This is a genomic window from Flavobacterium alvei (assembly GCF_002920895.1).
GTDB classification, from domain to species: domain Bacteria; phylum Bacteroidota; class Bacteroidia; order Flavobacteriales; family Flavobacteriaceae; genus Flavobacterium; species Flavobacterium alvei.
The window spans coordinates 369,673-389,661 of the sequence record NZ_PQVG01000001.1 but is presented as its reverse complement, the minus strand read 5'-3'; the positions used below and the strand labels follow the sequence as shown (position 1 = coordinate 389,661).

At 32.0% G+C, this 19,989-nt stretch carries 19 protein-coding genes and 1 pseudogene; 18 read left to right on the top strand and 2 right to left on the bottom strand.

Annotated elements, in window-relative coordinates; all coding sequences use genetic code 11:
- Window positions 1–34: 34 nt before the first annotated feature.
- Window positions 35–2,137: a LysM peptidoglycan-binding domain-containing protein gene (locus tag C3L50_RS01550; protein ID WP_103804307.1), complete on the top strand. Its 2,103-nt coding sequence runs from the start codon at window positions 35–37 to the stop codon at window positions 2,135–2,137.
- 56 nt (window positions 2,138–2,193) lie between these two features.
- Here the strand turns inward: C3L50_RS01550 and C3L50_RS01545 are convergent, their stop codons facing one another.
- Window positions 2,194–2,928, bottom strand: a complete 735-nt coding sequence (locus C3L50_RS01545; protein ID WP_103804305.1) for a tyrosine-protein phosphatase — start codon at window positions 2,926–2,928, stop codon at window positions 2,194–2,196.
- 219 nt (window positions 2,929–3,147) lie between these two features.
- Here C3L50_RS01545 and C3L50_RS01540 point away from each other — a divergent pair, with 219 nt between their 5' ends.
- From C3L50_RS01540 to C3L50_RS01465, 17 genes and pseudogenes are all read left to right on the top strand, one after another.
- A complete protein-coding gene (locus C3L50_RS01540; protein ID WP_103804303.1) occupies window positions 3,148–4,017 on the top strand; it encodes an ABC transporter permease in 870 nt (289 codons plus the stop codon).
- 46 nt (window positions 4,018–4,063) lie between these two features.
- Window positions 4,064–4,948, top strand: coding sequence for an FkbM family methyltransferase (locus C3L50_RS01535; RefSeq protein WP_103804301.1), 885 nt, complete (start codon window positions 4,064–4,066; stop codon window positions 4,946–4,948).
- 16 nt (window positions 4,949–4,964) lie between these two features.
- A complete protein-coding gene (locus tag C3L50_RS01530; RefSeq protein ID WP_103804299.1) occupies window positions 4,965–5,822 on the top strand; it encodes a glycosyltransferase family 2 protein in 858 nt (285 codons plus the stop codon).
- Window positions 5,823–5,953: 131 nt separating this feature from the next.
- Window positions 5,954–6,130, top strand: a pseudogene (locus C3L50_RS16580) (hypothetical protein); the annotation flags it as partial.
- 6 nt (window positions 6,131–6,136) lie between these two features.
- Window positions 6,137–6,811, top strand: a complete 675-nt coding sequence (locus C3L50_RS01525) for a glycosyltransferase family 10 domain-containing protein (protein ID WP_317044952.1) — start codon at window positions 6,137–6,139, stop codon at window positions 6,809–6,811.
- Between the two features lie 62 nt (window positions 6,812–6,873).
- Window positions 6,874–8,130 (top strand): ABC transporter ATP-binding protein, encoded by a 1,257-nt coding sequence (locus C3L50_RS01520; RefSeq protein WP_243400323.1) that lies wholly within the window; start codon window positions 6,874–6,876, stop codon window positions 8,128–8,130.
- A complete protein-coding gene (locus C3L50_RS01515) occupies window positions 8,114–8,737 on the top strand; it encodes an acyltransferase (protein ID WP_103804293.1) in 624 nt (207 codons plus the stop codon). Before C3L50_RS01520 ends, C3L50_RS01515 begins: the two co-directional genes overlap by 17 nt.
- Complete coding sequence (locus C3L50_RS01510) at window positions 8,724–9,542, top strand: FkbM family methyltransferase (protein WP_103804291.1); 819 nt, start codon at window positions 8,724–8,726, stop codon at window positions 9,540–9,542. The genes C3L50_RS01515 and C3L50_RS01510 overlap by 14 nt, the downstream gene beginning before the upstream one ends.
- Window positions 9,539–10,555, top strand: coding sequence for a glycosyl transferase (locus tag C3L50_RS01505; RefSeq protein ID WP_103804289.1), 1,017 nt, complete (start codon window positions 9,539–9,541; stop codon window positions 10,553–10,555). The genes C3L50_RS01510 and C3L50_RS01505 overlap by 4 nt, the downstream gene beginning before the upstream one ends.
- Before the next feature lie 191 nt (window positions 10,556–10,746).
- Window positions 10,747–11,790 (top strand): acyltransferase family protein, encoded by a 1,044-nt coding sequence (locus C3L50_RS16605; RefSeq protein ID WP_103804288.1) that lies wholly within the window; start codon window positions 10,747–10,749, stop codon window positions 11,788–11,790.
- A gap of 117 nt (window positions 11,791–11,907) precedes the next feature.
- Entirely contained in the window at window positions 11,908–12,756 is an 849-nt protein-coding gene (locus C3L50_RS01495; protein ID WP_103804286.1) for a glycosyltransferase family 2 protein, read from the top strand.
- Complete coding sequence (locus C3L50_RS01490) at window positions 12,753–13,820, top strand: glycosyltransferase family 4 protein (RefSeq protein ID WP_103804284.1); 1,068 nt, start codon at window positions 12,753–12,755, stop codon at window positions 13,818–13,820. Before C3L50_RS01495 ends, C3L50_RS01490 begins: the two co-directional genes overlap by 4 nt.
- A complete protein-coding gene (locus C3L50_RS01485) occupies window positions 13,813–14,655 on the top strand; it encodes a glycosyltransferase family 2 protein (RefSeq protein WP_103804282.1) in 843 nt (280 codons plus the stop codon). Before C3L50_RS01490 ends, C3L50_RS01485 begins: the two co-directional genes overlap by 8 nt.
- Window positions 14,655–15,551 carry a glycosyltransferase family 2 protein gene (locus C3L50_RS01480; RefSeq protein WP_103804280.1) on the top strand — a complete coding sequence of 299 codons (897 nt, stop codon included), beginning with the start codon at window positions 14,655–14,657 and terminating at the stop codon, window positions 15,549–15,551. Before C3L50_RS01485 ends, C3L50_RS01480 begins: the two co-directional genes overlap by 1 nt.
- 30 nt (window positions 15,552–15,581) lie before the next feature.
- On the top strand, window positions 15,582–16,520 hold the full coding sequence (locus C3L50_RS01475) for a glycosyltransferase family 2 protein (RefSeq protein WP_103804278.1): 939 nt from the start codon (window positions 15,582–15,584) through the stop codon (window positions 16,518–16,520).
- Window positions 16,521–16,552: 32 nt separating this feature from the next.
- Window positions 16,553–17,773 carry a glycosyltransferase family protein gene (locus C3L50_RS01470; protein ID WP_103804277.1) on the top strand — a complete coding sequence of 407 codons (1,221 nt, stop codon included), beginning with the start codon at window positions 16,553–16,555 and terminating at the stop codon, window positions 17,771–17,773.
- Window positions 17,774–17,783: 10 nt separating this feature from the next.
- A complete protein-coding gene (locus C3L50_RS01465; RefSeq protein WP_103804275.1) occupies window positions 17,784–18,692 on the top strand; it encodes a glycosyltransferase family 2 protein in 909 nt (302 codons plus the stop codon).
- 683 nt (window positions 18,693–19,375) lie between these two features.
- On the opposite strand, the gene C3L50_RS01460 is transcribed toward C3L50_RS01465, so the two are convergent.
- Window positions 19,376–19,759 carry an HU family DNA-binding protein gene (locus C3L50_RS01460; protein ID WP_103804273.1) on the bottom strand — a complete coding sequence of 128 codons (384 nt, stop codon included), beginning with the start codon at window positions 19,757–19,759 and terminating at the stop codon, window positions 19,376–19,378.
- Window positions 19,760–19,989: the final 230 nt, after the last annotated feature.

Here is a 19,989-nt window from a genome sequence, read left to right as displayed (position 1 = left end):
TGAATGCGATAAATATTGAATTTAAATAGTGTTTATGAAGTATTTTAGTTGCCTTTTTTTGATTGTTTTCTTTAGTAGCATGAGTCTTTTTTCGCAAGAAAAGTTAAGGCAACATACCGTAGCTAAGGGTGAAACAATCAGTGAAATTGCTAAGAAATACCAAGTTGAACAATCGGCTATTTATGAACTGAATCCTGATGCTGTAAATGGAATTAAATTAAAATCGGTTTTATTAATTCCTACTAAGGCCAAAAAGAGCAATTCGATTTCGGTTCGAGATAGTGCTCGTGATTCTTCTGAAAAAACACACGAAGTACTGCCCAAGGAAACCCTTTACGGAATTACCAAGCAATACAAAGTGAGTCTTGAAGACTTGTATAAAAGTAATCCTAATTTAGAAAAAGAAGGATTGAAAACAGGTCAAATCCTAAAACTTCCCCAGACCGCTTTAGTAGATTTTCCAGAAAATAAGATAGCTGAAAAAACTATTGAAGTTCCTAAAACAAATCTTTCTCAAAAGAAAAATTTAAAAGAAGAACCCGCCGTTGTTGAAATAAAAAACAATAATAAAATTGAGCTTCCAACTAATACAATTCAACATGAAGTTTTGCCTAAAGAATCATTATATTCTATAGCCAAGCTTTATAAAATTACCCTTTCTGATTTGCAAAAAGCCAATTCTGAATTAGGGGGTAAATCTTTAAAAGTAGGTCAAAAAATTAATGTACCAGGACAAGCCGAAGCTGATTCTAATCTTGTTGCTGATAAAAAGGAATTGAAAGCCGAGAAAGAAAACCTTGTTTCGACTCCTGCTGTGGTTGAGAAAAAAAATCAGAAGATGGAGAATGCTGTTCCAGTAGTTGTTCCAGCTAAGGTCGAAACCACAAACGAGTCTCAAGCAGTTGTTCACGAAGTTTTACCTAAAGAATCACTGTATTCTATAGCCAAGCTTTATAAAATTACCCTTTCTGATTTGCAAAAAGCCAATCCTGAATTAGCGGGTAAGTCTTTAAAAGTGGGTCAAAAAATTAGTGTTCCGGGACAAGCCGAAGCTGAATCTACTCTTGTTGCTGATACAAAAGAAGTGAAAGAAAACCTTGTTTTGACTCCTGCTGTGGTTGAGAAAAAAAATCAGAAGATGGAGAATATAGTTCCAGTAGTTGTTCCAGCTGCGGTTGAAACCACGAAAGAATCTCAAGGAGTTGTTCACGAAGTTCTTCCTAAAGAATCATTATATTCTATAGCCAAGCTTTATAAAATTACCCTTTCTGATTTGCAAAAAGCGAATCCTGATTTAGGAAAGAAATCCTTAAAAGTGGGTCAAAAGATTAGTATTCCAGGAGATATTAAAACCAATTTGATTGCTACTTCCGATACAAAAGAAGCTAAAACGCAAACGGAAAGTTCTGTTTTGACTCCTGCGGTTGTGGAGAAAAAAGGGCAAGATGCTAATCCTACAAATCCAGCTGCAATTCCATCTACAGTTGAAAACCTAAAAGAAGTTGTCGCATACACACACGAAGTTTTGCCAAAGGAAACCAAGTATGGGATTGCCAAACAGTACGGGCTATCGGTGGTTGAATTAGAAAAACAGAATCCTGCTATAGCCAAAAATTTATTGGTGGGTTCTAAGCTAAAGATTCTTAGTTCGAAAAGTATTGAAAAAACGGCTTCTATGCAGACAGCTATCGCTATTGAAACTGAATATATCAAAGAAAAGTTCGAGACAACAAATACTAATATAACTCATGATGAAGCATTTGTAGATCAATTGATTTCGAGAGCTTCTGAGAATATTGGGACTCGATATCGTTCAGGAGGAACTACTAAGGAAGGTTTTGATTGTTCGGGATTGATGTGTTATACTTTTAGTGAAAGCGATATTAAACTCCCAAGATCTTCTATAGAAATGGCTTCTTATGGTTCTAAGATTGACACTCAAGATGCTCAAAAAGGGGATTTAATTTTTTTCAAAACAAGTGGCCGTGGCCGAATTACTCACGTGGGTATGGTCGTTGAAGTGTTAGATGGTGAAATTAAATTTATTCATTCCTCTAATCACGGAGGTGTTATTATTTCTTCGACCAAAGAGTCTTATTACGAGAGAAGTTTGGTTCAAATTAATCGGGTGTTGTAATCGTTTTTCGTTTACCATTTTTCGTCCGTCGAATAGCGAACAACAACCAACAAATCTTACCTAAAAAACTCATTATGGGCAATCACTTCTTTCAAAGGAGCTAAATCTTTTATTTTTACTTTTTTGTCAAAAGAGGCAATGTGGTTGTTGTGATGTGCATCAGACCCTACAAAGCTGTACATTCCTTTTTTGAGTAATTTTTGGGCTATTTCGGTAATGCTTTCGCCATAATAACCCACAACGGATAATAGGTTTAATTGCAATAAACAGCCTGCATTAATCAGTTTGTTGTATTCTTCGAAATTTTTATGAAAAAAATTGTATCGTTCTGGATGTGCCAAAACGGGAATATAACCTGCCACCTGAAGGTCAAACAAAATAGAATAGAGTTGGATAGGAGGATTGATATAGGACATTTCGACTAAAACATAATTGCTTTTAAGGGTCAACAGTTTTTCGGATTGAAAAAGTTTTACAAAATTTTCGTCCATCATATATTCTGCTGCGGCTCGAAAAGGAATTGAAAGGTTGTTTTTCTTGAGCTCTAAGTTGGTCTCTGCTTCTTTTTCTTTAATATTTTGGCTGCTGTTTTCCCAAAAATGCTGAATGACGTGTGGGGTTGTAATTAATTTTGAAGCACCAAATCCTTGAAGCGCTTGTATTAATTGTAAACTATCGCCTAAAGTTTTGGCGCCATCGTCAATTCCGGGTAAAATATGGGAATGAATATCAATATAATTATCAGGAATTATATCTTTTAGAATGGGCTTGGATTGGAATATTGTAAACATAGAGCAAAGATACAAAATTTGGGTTTTATTTGGTTACTCGCATTGTCGTTTTTCTTCATTAGTCAATCGTCCACCGTTTTCGAGCAACCAGCAACTAACAACAAACAACTACCAAGAGTTCAATTAAATTATTATATTTGCGACAAAGCAATAGGACAAAAGCGTTGAGATATAAATGGCTCATTTCAGATTTGTTTTAGATTGAATTTTGTACTTACTATGAATCCTACCCATACTAATGAAAATGATTGGCTGTTTGAAATAACACCCAAAAACAAGTTCTTCTCACTCAACCTCAAGGAAGTTTGGCAATACCGAGATTTGCTTATGCTTTTTGTAAAAAGAGATGTCGTAACGGTTTATAAACAAACCATTTTAGGCCCTTTGTGGTATTTGATTCAGCCTTTGTTTACTTCAGTTACTTTTACCATCATTTTTAATACAGTAGCCGGAATTAATACTGGAACGGTACCTCCGTTTTTATTTAATTTGGCGGGAATAACAGTTTGGAATTATTTTACCGCTTGTTTGACAGGTACTTCAGATACTTTTAAGGCCAATGCCGCTATTTTTGGCAAAGTCTATTTTCCTAGGATAATAACACCAATGTCGGTAGTGATTTCTAATTTAATTAAGTTTGGAATTCAATTTCTGATTTTCATTGGCTTTTATGTATTTTATTATTTTCAGGGAGCTCCGCTAAGTTTGAATAGTTCGCTCTTGTTTTTTCCCTTGCTCATTTTGTTGATGGGGACTTTGGGATTGGGATTGGGGATGTTTATTTCGTCTTTGGTAACCAAATACCGAGATTTTAGTTACCTCATTGGATTTGGTGTGCAACTATTGATGTATCTTTCTGCGGTGATGTATCCTATGGCGCTCATACAAAGCAAAATGCCTGATTATGCTTGGCTAGTTCACTACAATCCCTTGGCTTATATTATAGAAACTACTCGTTATATGTTATTAGGAATAGGAGCTGTTTCTGTTTGGGGAATGGTTTATACAGTGAGTGTGACACTTATTGTTTTTTTTATGGGACTTTTGGTCTTCAATAAGACAGAGAAAAGTTTTATAGATACGGTTTAGTGCAGAATTCAGAAGGCAGGACGCAGAACGAAACAAAATATAAATAATGAACAAACTAATTCATAGCATTTTAAATAAACTGGGATACAAAATCTCGAATATTGGCAAGAAAGAAAAAGCGATACAAGATTTGGTAAACAGTTTTGGGGTAAAAAACGACACCTATAATTTGGTTTATAATTCGGCTTCGTATTTATTTGAAATAAAAAAACATTTTCCAGAACTCGTTTTAGAAGGGCATAACGAAGGTGTTTTAGCTAGTTTCAATGGATTGCAAATCTATGTAGAAAGCTCCGAAGAGTTTTTTATTATTAAAGAAGTTTTTATCGAAAAAGATTATAATCTATTGTCTAATGAAAACTTCGTTGTTTTTGATATTGGGATGAATATCGGGATTAGCTCTTTGTTTTTTGCCTTGCAAAAAAATGTAACCCAAATCTATTCGTTTGAACCTGTCGTTCCTACCTATAATCAAGCGGTTTACAATAGGAATTTAAACCCTAGTTGTGCTGCAAAAATAGAAGCTTTTAATTTTGGATTGGGTGGTTCCACTCGAGTTGAAAAAGTATTGTATAATGCACAAGCTAAAGGAAATTGCGGTATCCGATTGGATGCAAGCCTTGTTTTGGATAAAAATAATGCTGCAGAAATTGAAATTCAGATAAAGAATATTGGCGAGATCCTTCCTGATTTGTTGGCGAAACATGCTAATCAGAAAAAAGTATTAAAAATAGATTGCGAAGGCGCAGAATATGAGATTTTAGAAAAATTGAGCCAACTGAATTTATTAGCCGATGTTGATGTATTGCTAATCGAATGGCATGACAAAGGAGCTAAAATTCTAGAAGAACTTCTGGTTGAAAATAATTTTACAGTGATTTCAAGGTATTTAACCTCTATTACGGGTATGATTTATGCCTTTAAAAATTAAAAACAAGAACTAAGCGATGCAAACTTCAAAAGTCTCCATTATTGTTCCCTGCTACAATCAAGCCCAATATTTGGACGAAGCTTTGCAATCTATTTACAACCAGACTTATACAGATTGGGAATGCTTTATTGTCAATGATGGTAGTCTAGATCATACTGAAGAAATAGCTCAAAAATGGGCAGATAGAGACTCGCGGTTTATTTATATCAGTAAAGAAAACGGAGGCGTGAGCAGTGCTAGAAATCTGGGAATCGAGAGAGCTAGTGGCGAATTTATTTTACCGTTAGATGCAGATGACAAGTTCGAAGCGTCTTTTATAGAGAAAGCATTAAAAGTGTTTTTTGATGATTCTGAAGTTGGCATTGTGAGTTGTTGGGGAATGTTTTTTACAAAAGAAAAAAAACTTCAGGTATATAAATCTAATGCGAAATCTACCTCAGATTTATTGTTTACGAATGGAGTCAATATGGGATTTTCATTATTTCGAAAAGATAGTTGGGAAAAAGCGGGTAAATATGATAGTAATGCTAGTAATGGCTATGAGGATTGGGAGTTTCTATTAAGAGTAAGTGCCTTGGGCTGGAAAGTACATATCATTGAAGAGGTATTGTTTTTTTATAGACAACATCAGGTTTCCAGACGAAAAGAAATGAATAAGATTGATAATGAAAACAAGAAATACATTTACTTGCGCAATAAAGACATTTATTTCAACCATTACGAAGAATTGATAGATCGTTTTTTATGGGTTGCCGATTTAGAAAAAACCGAAATCAATAAATTTAGAGACACTTTAGATTATAAAATAGGTCATACGATTTTAAAACCTTTGCGAGCGGTAAAATGGTTTTTTATCAAACTTTTTAAAAAATAGAGAAGTTCCTTTTTTTATGTCCATAACTAATTTTTATGAAAGAAATCAAGATAAACTTTGTTGATTTTTGGCCAGGATTTGATAAAACGAATAACTATTTCTACAACCTTTTGGTTTAGAAATACAAAGTTAGTATTGATGACGATCCAGAGGTTTTGTTTTATTCCTGTTACAATAAGAGCTATTTGAACTATTCGTGCAAACGAATCTTTTATACACCTGAAAACGAACGACCTGATTTTACAGCTTGTGATTTTGCTTTTTCGTTTGATTACAACCAACGTAAAAATCATTTCAGATTGCCTTTGTATGCTATGTATGTCGATTTGCTACATATGAAGACTAAAATTGAATCCAGCTTGAGTCGAGAAGAAGCATTAAAAGCTTGGAATGCTAAATCTAAATTTTGTTGTATGGTTGTTTCCAATGCGAATGCAACCAAAAGATTAGATTTTTTTAAAGCCCTTTCTAAAATTAAACCCGTTGATTCTGGAGGAGGAACGCTCAACAATGTAGGTGGCAAAGTGCCTGACAAAATGGACTTTATCAAAGATTATAAGTTTGTTATTGCTTTCGAAAACAGTCAGTATGATGGCTATACCACCGAGAAAATTCTGGAACCCATTTACAAAGATTGTATTCCTATTTATTGGGGAAATAAAATGGTGGACAAAGATTTCAATCCCAAACGATTTATAAATTACAACAACTTTGCATCCGAAGCGGAATTGATTGAGAGCTTGCTAGAAATAGAACAAAACGAAGAACTCGCTCTTGCTATGTTGATGCAGCCAACATACAGTTTAGATAGAATCACCCACGAAGAGGAGAAACAACAGGTGCTTCAAATTTTGACGGGCATCATTGAAAATAAAGAAAAACCTATTGCCCAGCAATTTTGGAAATACATTCATTTGTGGAAAAGGGGATATAAAAAAGGCAGAAAAAAAATAAATCATGTTTTTAATTCGTTTAAAACTCCGAATTAATATTAAATTTGAAAGCTGAACGATTAACTAACACCAAAAACCCAGCACCCAACACCCAACAAATGAAAGACATCATACTAAAAGCCGAAAACATTTCTAAGCAATACCGACTTGGGCAAGTAGGCACAGGTACGCTTAGTCACGACTTGAACCGTTGGTGGCATCAGTTGCGGGGCAAAGAAGATCCTTATTTGAAAATTGGCGAAGTGAATGATCGAAGCACCAAAGGCGAAAGCGATTATGTTTGGGCATTACAAGACATTAATTTTGAAGTCGAGCGAGGCGAAGTTTTGGGCATTATTGGCAAGAACGGAGCAGGAAAATCTACTTTATTAAAAATACTTTCTAAAGTAACTGCGCCTACCACCGGAAGCATCAAATCACGGGGGCGAATTGCTTCTTTGCTGGAAGTAGGTACAGGTTTTAATGGCGAAATGACGGGTCGCGAAAATATTTACTTGAATGGTGCCATTCTAGGTATGACCAAAAAAGAAATTGCCTCAAAACTAGATGAAATTATTGAGTTCTCAGGTTGCGAGCGTTACATAGATACCCCCGTAAAACGCTACAGCAGCGGAATGACCGTACGTTTGGCTTTTGCGGTAGCCGCTTTTTTAGAGCCTGAAATTTTGGTAGTTGATGAGGTCTTGGCCGTAGGCGATGCCGAATTCCAGAAAAAAGCTATTGGCAAAATGCAGGATATTTCTAGACAAAGTGGAAGAACGGTATTGTTTGTTAGTCATAATATGGCGGCGGTGAAGAGTTTGTGTACGAGGGGGATTGTAATGGAGAATGGAAAAGTGGTTTTTGAGGGTGGAATTGATGAGGCTATTGAAGATTATTTTCAAGAAGTTCAAGTAGTAAATGATGGGATAAGGATAGGAGTTCTAGATAATTTGTTGGGGGAGTTTACTAGATGGTTTATAGGTAATAGCGATAGTTTCAATATTTCTTCTGATGAAAAATCAAGTATTTGTTTTGAATTTAATTCAAAAGGGGATATTAAAAATTGTGAATTAGGGTTTGTTATTAGAAATTCAGAGGGGAAAATTCTTTTTGGATGTAATAGTCGAGATTATGAAGGGTGTTATTTTAATATTAAAAAAGGAAAATACATTTTTAATTTTGAAATAGTCTTGCCAATTGTTGGTGGAAAGTATGAAATTGATATTGCTTTAGTGAGTAATAATGTTGTTGTAGACCAATGGGTATCGGAAACAAATTTAGTCGTTAAAAACAACTTTGAATCTGTGCTTGATAGAAAATGGAGAGGTGATCTAAATTTAAAAACATTTTTTTGTTATGAAGAACTTCCTTAAAAATATAATGGTTGATTATTTGTCAAATTTTTTTCTGAGAATTGAACCTAAATATTATGATAAAAATAACTCCTTAGGAATTAAAATAGATTCAAATTCTTTTTTTGAAAAACCTAAAACTTTAGATGGAGTAGAATATATAGAAATAAAAAAGAATTCTAGTATTGGGCATAGTTCATGGTTAGGAGCTTTTGATAAATATCTAGACCAATCGTTTAAGCCAAAAATTATAATTTCAAATAATGTAAGAATTGGTAATTATGCTTGTATTACTGCTATCGATGAAGTATTAATTGAAGATGGATGTTTGCTTAGTGAATACGTTTATATATCAGATCATTATCATGGATTTGACCCTACGTTAAATTTGTCACCTAAGGAGCAACCTCTTTTTTCAAAAGGGAAAGTAGAAATTGGAGAAAATACTTTTATTGGGTATAGAGCAACAATATTATCAGGCGTAAAACTGGGTAAGAATTGTGTTGTTGGTGCACATTCAGTAGTAACTAAATCTTTTCCTGATTATTCCATGATAGCTGGATCTCCAGCAAGATTAATAAAGACTTTTGATTTTAAAAATAAATGTTGGAAAAATGAAATTAATTAAAAAAAGATTAAGAAATCTTCTTGAATATTTTATAAAAAATCTTGAATATAGAAAATATAAATTTTTGGGACTATCATACAATGAGTTTTCTGCATTGAAAAAAAGGTCTATAAAAAAAGAATCTATTCTATTTGGTAAAGAAATAAAGATTACAGATTCTTTCTGGTATCTTCACAGTCTTAAAGAGTTATTTATTGATGAGGTTTATAAATTTACTGCAAAAAGTAATAATCCTAAAATCATAGACTGCGGTTCAAATATTGGTTTGAGTATTATTTTTTTTAAAAGGATGTATCCATCTGCTGAAATTATTGCATTTGAACCTGATAACGATATTTATAAAATTTCTGAATATAATTTGAATCAATTTGGCATTAATGACGTGAAGTTATTTCAAAAGGCAGTTTGGATTAAAGAAGAACCTCTAGTATTTGCTAAAAAAGGTTCTTTGAGTGGTCATATAGTTCGAGAAAGGACAGAAAACACAATCGAAATTAAAACAGTTCGCTTAAAAGATTTTTTATCTCAAAAAATTGATTTTTTAAAAATTGACATTGAAGGTTCAGAATACGATATTTTGAAAGATTGTGGAGAATCACTAAAAAATGTTGATAATATTTTTGTTGAATACCATAGTTTTGCTGAAAATCCTCAGATGATAGGAGAATTATTAATGATATTGAAAAATGCAGGTTTCAAAGTATATATAAAAGAAGCTTGGGAAAACATGAAGAATCCTTATGAGGAAAAAAAAGGACCTTATTTTGATTTGCAATTAAATATATTTGGATACAGACTATTATGAAATTAGCTTTTACCATTTGTTCCAATAATTATTTAGCTCAGGCTAAAATATTGGGGGATTCCTTGTTTGATAAAAATCCCGATTACAAGTTTATAATAGGATTGTGTGATGAACTAACAGAGGATATTGACTATTCATTTTTTGAAAATATAGAGATTGTTCCTGTTTCGCAAATTAATATTTATTGTTTTGATGAGATTATAAAAAAATATGATATAATTGAATTGAACACTTCTATTAAACCATCCTTTTTCAAGTATTTTATAGAAAAATATAAGGATTTAGAAACTATTATTTATTTTGATCCTGATATTCAAATTATGAATAAGTTGGTTTTATTAGAGGAGTATTTATTGGAAGATGATGTTTTACTAACACCCCATATTTTAAATCCAATAGGTGTAGATAATTTTTCTCCTTCTGAAAATTTATTTTTAAATTTTGGTATTTATAATTTAGGTTTTCTTGCTCTTAATCCCAAAAGTCAAAATGTAGCAGATTTACTAAATTGGTGGGAAGAAAAGACCTTGAAAATTGGTTTTAACAGAGTTTCAGAAGGTTTATTTGTAGATCAATTATGGCTAAATTTAGCCCCAATATATTTTAATAAAGTCAAGATCTTACACGAGTACGGTTTTAATGTTGCGCCATGGAATTTACACGAAAGAAATGCTATTCATAAATTTGAAGATGAGTATATTATGGAAGATAAGTCTAAATTAGTGTTTTATCATTTTAGTTCATATAATTTTACAAAACCAGAGCTCTTTTCAAAATCGTATGATAGATATAATTCGGTTGTATTGTCAAAGGAGATATTTGAATTATATAATCAATATCATCATAAATTAATTCACAATAAAATTAGTTTTTTTTCGGAAATTAAATGCTGTTACTTTAAAGTCGAGGATAAGATAATTAAAAAAAAGAATTTGTTTGAGGTGGTAGTGTATAATATAACACCTCCTTTCATTAATAAAATAATAAAGAAAATATTCAAATTTAATAAATAGAATGCCAAAACTCACCATCATAACTATCAACTACAACAACCTCGAAGGGGTCGCTAAGTTGTCAAGAAAATTGACGTAGGTGTATAATGGTTATCCTCATTAAGATAGTAAGCAGCTTATTTTTATTAATATCGAAAGTAGTACAAGTTGTCTAAAACAAATTTATAAACTTTTTTTAGAATACAAAAAAATTGCTAAATAGAAAACTACAAAATTTACAAAAATTAAGAGGCGTATCTGCACTTCTTGTATGTTGCTATCACTCGAGGGCATTTCTTAATGGAGATATTCAATTTGGAGAAATACTATTTAAAATGGGGTTTATAGGAGTTCCAATCTTTTTTATAATTAGTGGACTTATAATGGTTCATACTACAAAAGAATTGTCTTCGAATACTTTTAGAAATGTTTACGATTTTTTATTAAAACGTATAATCAGAGTAGTTCCTTTATATTATTTATGTACTATTATATTCTTACTAGCTACAAATTTTAAAAATTTTTTAGACGATGGATTTGTTAGAATTATAAAAGTTTTCCTTTTTATCCCTATTGGCAAATGGCCTCCACTAGATGTGGGGTGGACATTGAATTACGAAATGTTCTTCTACCTGTTATTTGGAATATCTTTTCTCTTTAGAGAAAAAAGATATATTTTTATTTATTTTGCAATACTCATTTTAATTTTCATTGTTCCACTGGTGGTTAACGAACCTCTCATACTATACCCATATTATTATCTATTTCCAAAAACGTATCTAGATTTGATAATTAACCCTTTATTGCTGTTTTTTTTGTTAGGCGTTTTTTTTGGAAACACAATAGTTTTTTTTAATTTTAATACCAATTTATTCAAAATATATGCAAGCTTTGCAATACTGATATTTATATTATTCTATTTTAATTATATTAATTTTTTTCAAGCAGATTTAATTATTTGTGGATTGCTTGTACATTCAACGTTACTATTAGATTATACAAACATTAAATTGCCGATACCCAAAATATTCATTTACTTTGGCGATATTTCATATTCAATCTATTTAGTTCATTTAATATTTATAATCTATTTGCCTCAATTCTTAACACAAATTGGATTAATTCAATTCATTAATACTAAAATAATTTTTCTATTAATTATAATTTTAACTATTGTAAGTTCTGCTATTTTAAATGAATTAATTGAAAAAAGATTTACTAAGTTTTTAAAAAATAAATTAATTAGACAAAATTAACTCTTTACCTACTAAAGCGGAATTTAACTATTCCCTTGTGTTTGTTCGTGTCTTTGTATTAATTTGTTTTATGAAACAAAGAATAGAGAAAACAACTCCTTATAAATAAGCCAAACTATGCCAAAACTTTCCATTATCACTATCAACTACAACCACCTCGAAGGGATGAAAAGGACCATGGAGAGCGTTGCGAATCAAACTTGGCAAGAGTTTGAATATGTAGTTATTGATGGCGGTTCTACTGATGGCAGCGCTGAATATATAGAAAGCCAAAGTGCTAACATTAATTATTGGGTTAGTGAACCTGATAAAGGTATTTATAATGCAATGAATAAAGGAATTGCTAAAGCCACGGGCGAGTATTTGTTGTTTTTGAATAGTGGGGATCATTTGTATCGAAATACTGTGTTAGAAGAAAATCAAAAAAATATTGGTAATTATGATTTAGTCTATTTTAATTTACACATTAGGAATGAAACTGTTTCAAAGATAGTTAGTTATCCAGAAAAACTAAATTTTTCGCATATGTATGTTGGATATTTGCCACATCCAGCGACTTTTATTAAGCGGACTCTTTTTGAAATTGTGGGCTTATATGATGAGAATCTGGAAGTGGTCTCTGATTGGAAGTTTTTTATTTTAGCAGTTTTTAAATATAAATTTAGTTATATGAAAATTTCTGAAACTATTTCGACTTATTATTTAGATGGAATTAGCTCGATAAAAGATTGTTCTGAAGAAAGAAATAAAGTTTTGGAAGAATATTTTTCAGATTATAATAATGATTATAAGGAGTTGGTAAGTCTTAGAAATGAAGTAGATTTTAATGCAAAAATATTAAGGTCAAATAGAGTTAAGATGTTACTTGAAATTGAAAAATCAATACTAGGTAAAAAGCTAGTCTCAATTTTTTTTAGAATTTACCTAATATTGTTTTCTGATAAAAAAATAAAAGATATATTGTGAAACCATTAAAAAGTAATCTAACGTTTTTTTTCATTCCTCATCATCATATTGGAGGTGCAGAACGTGTTCATATAGAAATAATCAAGTCTTTAAAAAGAAAGCCGATAGTTATTTTTGATAGATCAGATGGTAGTGTTTTATCCGAGGAGTTTCAAAAAAACGCGTATTGTTTTTTTGCAACAAATAGAAGGCGAAAGATAATAGTAACTTATTTAATTCAAATTTCTTCTTATTTTTTGTCATTTACTTTATTCGGTTGTAATAGTAGTTTTTTTTATCAAATTCTTTCTGGGATTAAGGGAAGTGCTAAAGTGATTGATTTAACTCACGCATTCTCTTTTCCAGAAGTAGGTATGGAAATATTGTCCTTGAATTATATTCATTTAATAGACAAAAGAGTTGTAATTAATAATAAAACCTTAGAAGATTTTCGATTATTATATGAAAGAAATAATATTGATCACTTTTATTTGGATAGATTTAAAGTTATTCCAAATGGTATTAAAATAAGCGAGTTTAGTTCGGATAAAGTTCATTCAAGGTTTAATAATTTTACGATTGGTTATGTGGGCAGAAATTCAACAGAAAAAAGGCCGGAAGTTTTTTTTGAGATACTGCATCAAATAGATAGGAATATAAAGGCGAAAGTTATAGGAGATAATTTTAATAGTTTTAAGGTTAAATATAAAGAAGTTAAATATTTTGAAGGATGTAATAATAGAAAAATAATAAGGAAAGAGTTTTCTGAAATTTCTCTTTTGATTATTCCATCAAGCCGTGAAGGTTTTCCGTTAGTAATTATGGAGGCTATGGAGCTAGGGATTCCAGTAATTTCAACAAATGTGGGCAGTGTTTTTGAGCATATTTTCGATAATTATAATGGGTATGTATCTAATGATAATTCAGAAATCGGGTTTGTGAAATTTGCCAGTGAAAAGATTTTACAATTGTCTTCAAATAAAGAATTGTACAACAAATTATCATTTAATGCTAGGGAACATGCTGTGAAAAATTTTTGTATAAATATTTTTAAAGATAAATATAGAAGTTTGTTTTATGATTAAAGTGTCCATCATAGTTCCTTGCTACAATCAAGCCCAATATTTGAGTGAGGCTTTACTGTCCGTATTAGTTCAAACCTACACGGATTGGGAATGTATTATTGTCAATGATGGTAGTCCCGATCAAACGGAAGAAGTGGCAAAACAATGGGTTGAAAAAGATAGTCGTTTTGTTTACTTAAAAAAAGAGAATGGTGGTTTGTGTAGTGCCAGAAATTATGGTATTAAAAAGGCAGTAGGAGAGTTAATTCTTCCGTTGGATGCCGACGACAAAATAGCAGATAACTATGTTGGTCTAGCAGTTCAATCTTTTGAAGAGGATTCTTCCTTGAAAGTAGTGTATTGTAAAGCTGAAAAATTTGGTAGCGCTTCTGGAATTTGGCAATTAGAACCATTTTCACTATTAAATTTATGCAGTAACAATATGATTTTTTGTTCTGCAATGTTCAAAAAACGAGATTGGGAATTAGACGGAGGTTATGACGAGAAGATGAAATATGGATGGGAAGATTGGGAATTTTGGATTTCGATATTGAAAAATGGAGGGCAAGTGAAGTGTTTAGATGAAGTAGGTTTTTATTATAGAGTAAAAACCAATTCTATGATTAAATCAATGGATGAAGAAAAAAAAAGACATTTATTGGAGTATATGAGTATTAAACATGTCGATTTTTTTGTAAGACAATTGGGTTCATTTAAGCAATTAGATGATACTTTAGAAAACACTAAATTAGAATATTCAAATAGCTTAAAAAGTGAAAAGTTTGTAATTGATTTATTTTGCAGTACTTTTTTTAGGTTTTCAATATTTGGATTGTATAAAATGAAAAAACACTAATGTTAGCCATAGTTATACCCTATCACAAACTCACTTTCTTTGAAGAAACGTTACAGTCACTGGAAAATCAAACTGACAAAAGATTCAAAGTGTACATAGGCGATGATGCCAGCTTAGAAAATCCCGTAAATCTATTGGATCAATATCAAGGAAAATTTGATTTTGTTTACCAGCGATTTGAATCCAATGTAGGAGGGATTTCATTAACCCAACAATGGGAACGTTGTATTGCTTTGTCAGGAGAAGAGGAATGGATTATGATTTTGGGTGACGATGATTATCTGGGGGAGAATGTAGTGCAGCAGTTTTACAATCAATTACCGGAATTTCAATACAAGTCGAATGTGGTCCGTTTTGCTTCCCAATTGGTCTATGAAATAGATCATTCGAAATCTAAAATTTATACTAATCCCGTTTGGGAATCAGCGACAGCTGCTTTTTATAGAAAATTTATGCGAGTAGCTATGAGTTCGCTTTCGGAATATGTATTTTCTAGGAAAGCATATGAAAAGCACGGTTTTTATAATTATCCTTTAGCCTGGAATAGCGACGATCAGGCTTGGTTGGATTTTTCTGAAGATAAACCCATTTATTCCATCAATGAAAGTATTGTTTATCCCAGAATGTCAGCGGAGAATATTACAGGAAAAAGGGATAATTGGAAACTAAAAAATGAGTCTTCGGCAGCCTTTTATCATACTTTGATTCAAAAACAATTAAAACAGTTCACCCGCTACGAGAGCATCAAAATAATACGAAAATATTATTTTGAATTAAAAAAGGTGAAGTGTCTGGAAATAAAGGATTGGATATTCCTTATTAAGCATTATGTCGCGAATTGGAATGTTCAAGCTGTCCAAGATTATTTCAAAAAGAATAATTACAAAAAAAGATAATACTACTACCCAAAGTAAATTAGTAAACCAATGAATCCAAAAGTTAGCATTATTATGGCGACCTATAACAGGGCACATTTTATAGTAGAATCGCTTTTGTCCATTCAAAAACAAACTTTTTTGGATTGGGAATGCTTGATTATTGATGATGGAGGAACAGATAATACCGCTGAGGTTATAAAACCACTGTTGGAAAAAGATATTAGATTTAAATATTACAAGCGAGAGGACAAACATTTAAAAGGATTGCCAGGTTGTCGGAATCAGGGTTTGGATTTGGCTAAAGGAGATTATATCATCTTTTTTGACGATGATGACATTCCACATCCCCAAAACCTAGAATTGTGTGTTGCTGAATTATCCAATAAGGATGTTTCTTTTTGCCGTTACATTCGCGAAGTTTTCACCGGTGATTTTGATTATACTTTTGATTATTCCAAGGATTTTACGCATTTCTATATTGACAAAAAAGACATTCAAAAAATGTTGAACAACGAGTTGCAGTTTAATTCCTGTGCCGTGATGTGGAAGAAAGTGTGCTTTAAAGAGAATCGATTTGTAGAAACTTTGATGTATGTTGAAGAATGGGAATTGTATTCCAGAATAGTATCGTCTGGTTTTATAGGGATTTCTATAAACAAATGTTTGTTTTATGGCAGAAAACATCCTGAATCCAATACTGGAGAGTTTTATAGAGACAATCCCGTTAGACGAGCCTCTTATGCAGACGCCATCTTGTTGGTGGTTAAAAACCTTAAAGAAAAAAACCTGCTTACTTATTCACTCAAAAGGTATTTTATTGCTTTTTCAATCGATTTTGAAGAATATAATTTATTCAGAAATATTTTAAATGTATTGGATTTGCCTACATTTGAAAAAGTAAAATGGCAAATTTTCTACGCTGTTTTGCCTTTGAGATTAATTATTTACAGAAAAATGAAAACGATTAAAAGAAAATTTAATCACTAATTTTTCACTTAAAAAAAACAAAAAATCAAACAATGAAGTTTTTAATAATAGAACAGGATTTAAGAATCTGGGGAACCAGTCAAGGAATTATTTCCCGTTCCTTTTTGGCAAAATTAAAAACTGCTTTTCCTCAATCTATTATTGATGTAGTGTACATCAAACAGGAAAACAGCGAAGATCAACTCGATTTATTACCTATTGATGCTATAGAAACTCATATAGTTAATCTCAAAACACCTTTTTTTACTAAATGGTTCAATAAAATCTATTGGAGAGTATTTCATCAATCTTTATTAGTGGAACATATTCATAAGCAATATGCAAATATTATTGCCAAGATTGATTACCAGAAATACGATCATATATTTATAAGAAGTGCGGGCATCAATCATGAAGTCATTTTGGCGGCCAAAGATTTACCTATTCTAAAAAAGGCGATTGTCAATTTTCACGATCCTTATCCTTTGTTTTGGTATGCTGGAACCCAAAGCCCATTGACCAATTTAGAACTTTTTAAGTTCAAAAAAATGCTTGAGGTTGTTTCTCAGTCCAAAACTTGTATGAGTTCGGCTCAATTAATGGCCGATGATATGCAGTATTTGTATGGTTCGAGAAAAAAGATTTATCATTTGCCACATCAATACGATGCAAGTGTTTTTGATTTGTCGGATGTAAGTACTGTTTTGAAAAAAAATAGAAAGATATTGATTTCCTATCATGGAGCTATTATGTTTGGCAGGAACATAGAAATTCTTTTGGACACTTATATTGATTTGATCGAAAACAATGCTGTTTATAAAGAAAACACAGAGTTTGTCTTGCGATTAAAAGGTGTCGATTTGAAAAAAATGGCTCAAAAATACAGTGAAACTCCTAATATTCAAGTGTTGGGAATGGTGAGTTTTTCTAACTCCTGTTTTGAACAAAGCCATGAAGCCGATATCAATGTCATTTTAGAAAACGGTCCTATTTATAGTAACACTTTGGTTGGGAAAGCCCCTTTCTTAGCTGCTACTGGAAAGCCTGTATTTGTTTTGGCTCCAGAGCGAAGTGAAATGCGTTCCTTACTAAAAGACAATCAATATATTGCCAGCTATTCGGATGCAGCAGAAATCAAAAGTAAACTAGAAAACTTAATCCAAAATAGGTTAAATTCTGACGAAGCAGTTTATCCGTTTGAGGATTATTTTTCGGATGAAAATTTTAAAATTCATTTGGATGCTATTCTGTTTGCCAAAGGAGGGGAAAATTAATATTAGTAATATGTCAAATCCCACTTTCGCCATCCTTATCACCACCAAAAATCGCAAAACCGATTTGGCTTTGACTTTAACTAAAATCAGTTATTTGCTTGAAAACACCTCGGTTTCTTGTGTTGTTTTTGATGATGGCTCCACCGATGGGACTTTTGAATATGTGAAAGAAAATTTTCCTGAAGTTCAACTTCAAAGAAATCCTGTTTCTAAAGGTTATATTTTTTGCAGGAATAAAATGCTGAATGAAACCCAAGCCGATTATGCTATTTCACTAGACGACGATGCCCATTTTGTTACCGAAAATCCATTAGAATTCATCCGCAACCATTTTGAAGCGAATGCGAATTGTGGTTTGATAGCCTTGCGTATTTTTTGGGGATTGCAAGAACCTAAATCAACAATTTCTGTTGTAAAATCACAAAGAGTTCAGGGTTTTGTAGGTTGTGCACACGTATGGAGAATGAGCGCTTGGCGCAAGATTCCTAATTATCCTGAATGGTTTGTTTTTTATGGCGAAGAGAATTTTGCTTCCTTTCAATTGTTTAAAACGAATTCAGAAATCCATTATTTACCTGAAGTTTTGGTTCATCACAGAGTCGATGTCAAAGCCAGAAGAACTAATGCTGATTACACCATTCGGTTAAGACGGTCTTTGCGTTCCGGCTGGTATTTATTTTTCTTGTTTTATCCTCTAAAAACCATTCCTCGAAAAATGGCGTATTCGCTTTGGATGCAATTGAAAATGAAAGTATTCAAAGGCGATTTCAAGGCTTTGAAAGCTATTGTTTTGGCTTTGTTCGATTTGATTTGGAATTTTCCCAATATTATAAAGAACAGCAACCGATTAACGCAAAAAGAATACGAAAGCTACAATCAACTACCAGAAACGAAAATTTATTGGCAGCCTGAAAAATAGTAAAACTCTTTAAAAACCCTGCAAATTGTAAATCATAATTTCAATTTGCACTCCCCAAATTATTATATTTTTCCAATCTGACGACTCCTTTTGGCAAGTTGTAAAGCGTCTGCTTTAATTAGTTTTGGGTAGCTGATGAAAGTGATTTTTTACTTAGGTGTGGGAAACTAGGTTAATGCTGTGGCTTCATAAAAACAATAAAAACTTTTAACAGATTATGAACAAAATTTGTTCATAATGAAAATTAATTTTATTTTTAACCATTGTTAACGGGTAACTGTAATTGCTCGAGGTCTTACAATAATTAATTTGCTCAAGAAAACGGGGTCCTACCAGTATTTTTTGAGCTTTTTTTATGCATTTAAAGGAAAAACAAAGGTTGATTATTTAAGAATTTTTGGGCAAATAAAGGCTTTAATGGCAGTTGAAACCATTTATTTTAAGCTAATATTGTCTTTTGATGCTCAAAAAACATCGTTTTTTAAGTGTTTTTAATTCATTTATAGACTGTCAAGACGAAATAATCATAAGGTCAAGACGGGATAAAAGCCTCGTCAAGACGGGATAAAAGTTTTATCAAGACGAAATGAAGGGTGTTTTTGCTGATAAACCAAAAAAAAGACCCCGAGTAACTGTAATTACTCGAGGTCTTACAACAATCAGTTACTCCTGATTACGGGGTCCTACCCTGCTTTTTTGAATGTTAAACCATTCAACATAGAGCGTAATCTTTTTCCTGGTCGGAAAAGAATACGACTCTTTACGATGTTAGTCGTTGTAACTTCGGTTGCAGTATCTTTTCCTTCTGAGCTTATGCCCACCTGAAAATTACCTAGCCTGCCTAGTTTAACAATTCGACCTTGCTCCAATTCTCCAATGATGTTATGCTCTAATGAGTGCAAAACAGCATAACAGTCAGTAGCAGTGACTGTACATTGGTAGGAAATCAACTCTGCGAGTCTATCCAAATCGACATCACCGTCTGCAATGGCAGCGGCATAAAATTTTTCGGGAGCAGCGATGTCCCGAGGGTTCTTTCTGGGAAGAACTTTGTACTTAATAGCCATGGTTTTTATGGTATTAAATTAAAAAAAATAATTTTTGTCTTAGTATACCTGTCATTCGTATCTAACTGACATTTACAAACATACAATGGTTTTTTTGTAATAAAAAGTCAAACTTATTCACAATTGGATTGAGTTTTTAACAAATGTAAGATTACAGGTTTTTTTGTCAGCTACTTTCTTAGTCTGTTTAAATTATTGATTTTCAAAATGTTATTATCTAGTCTTTTATT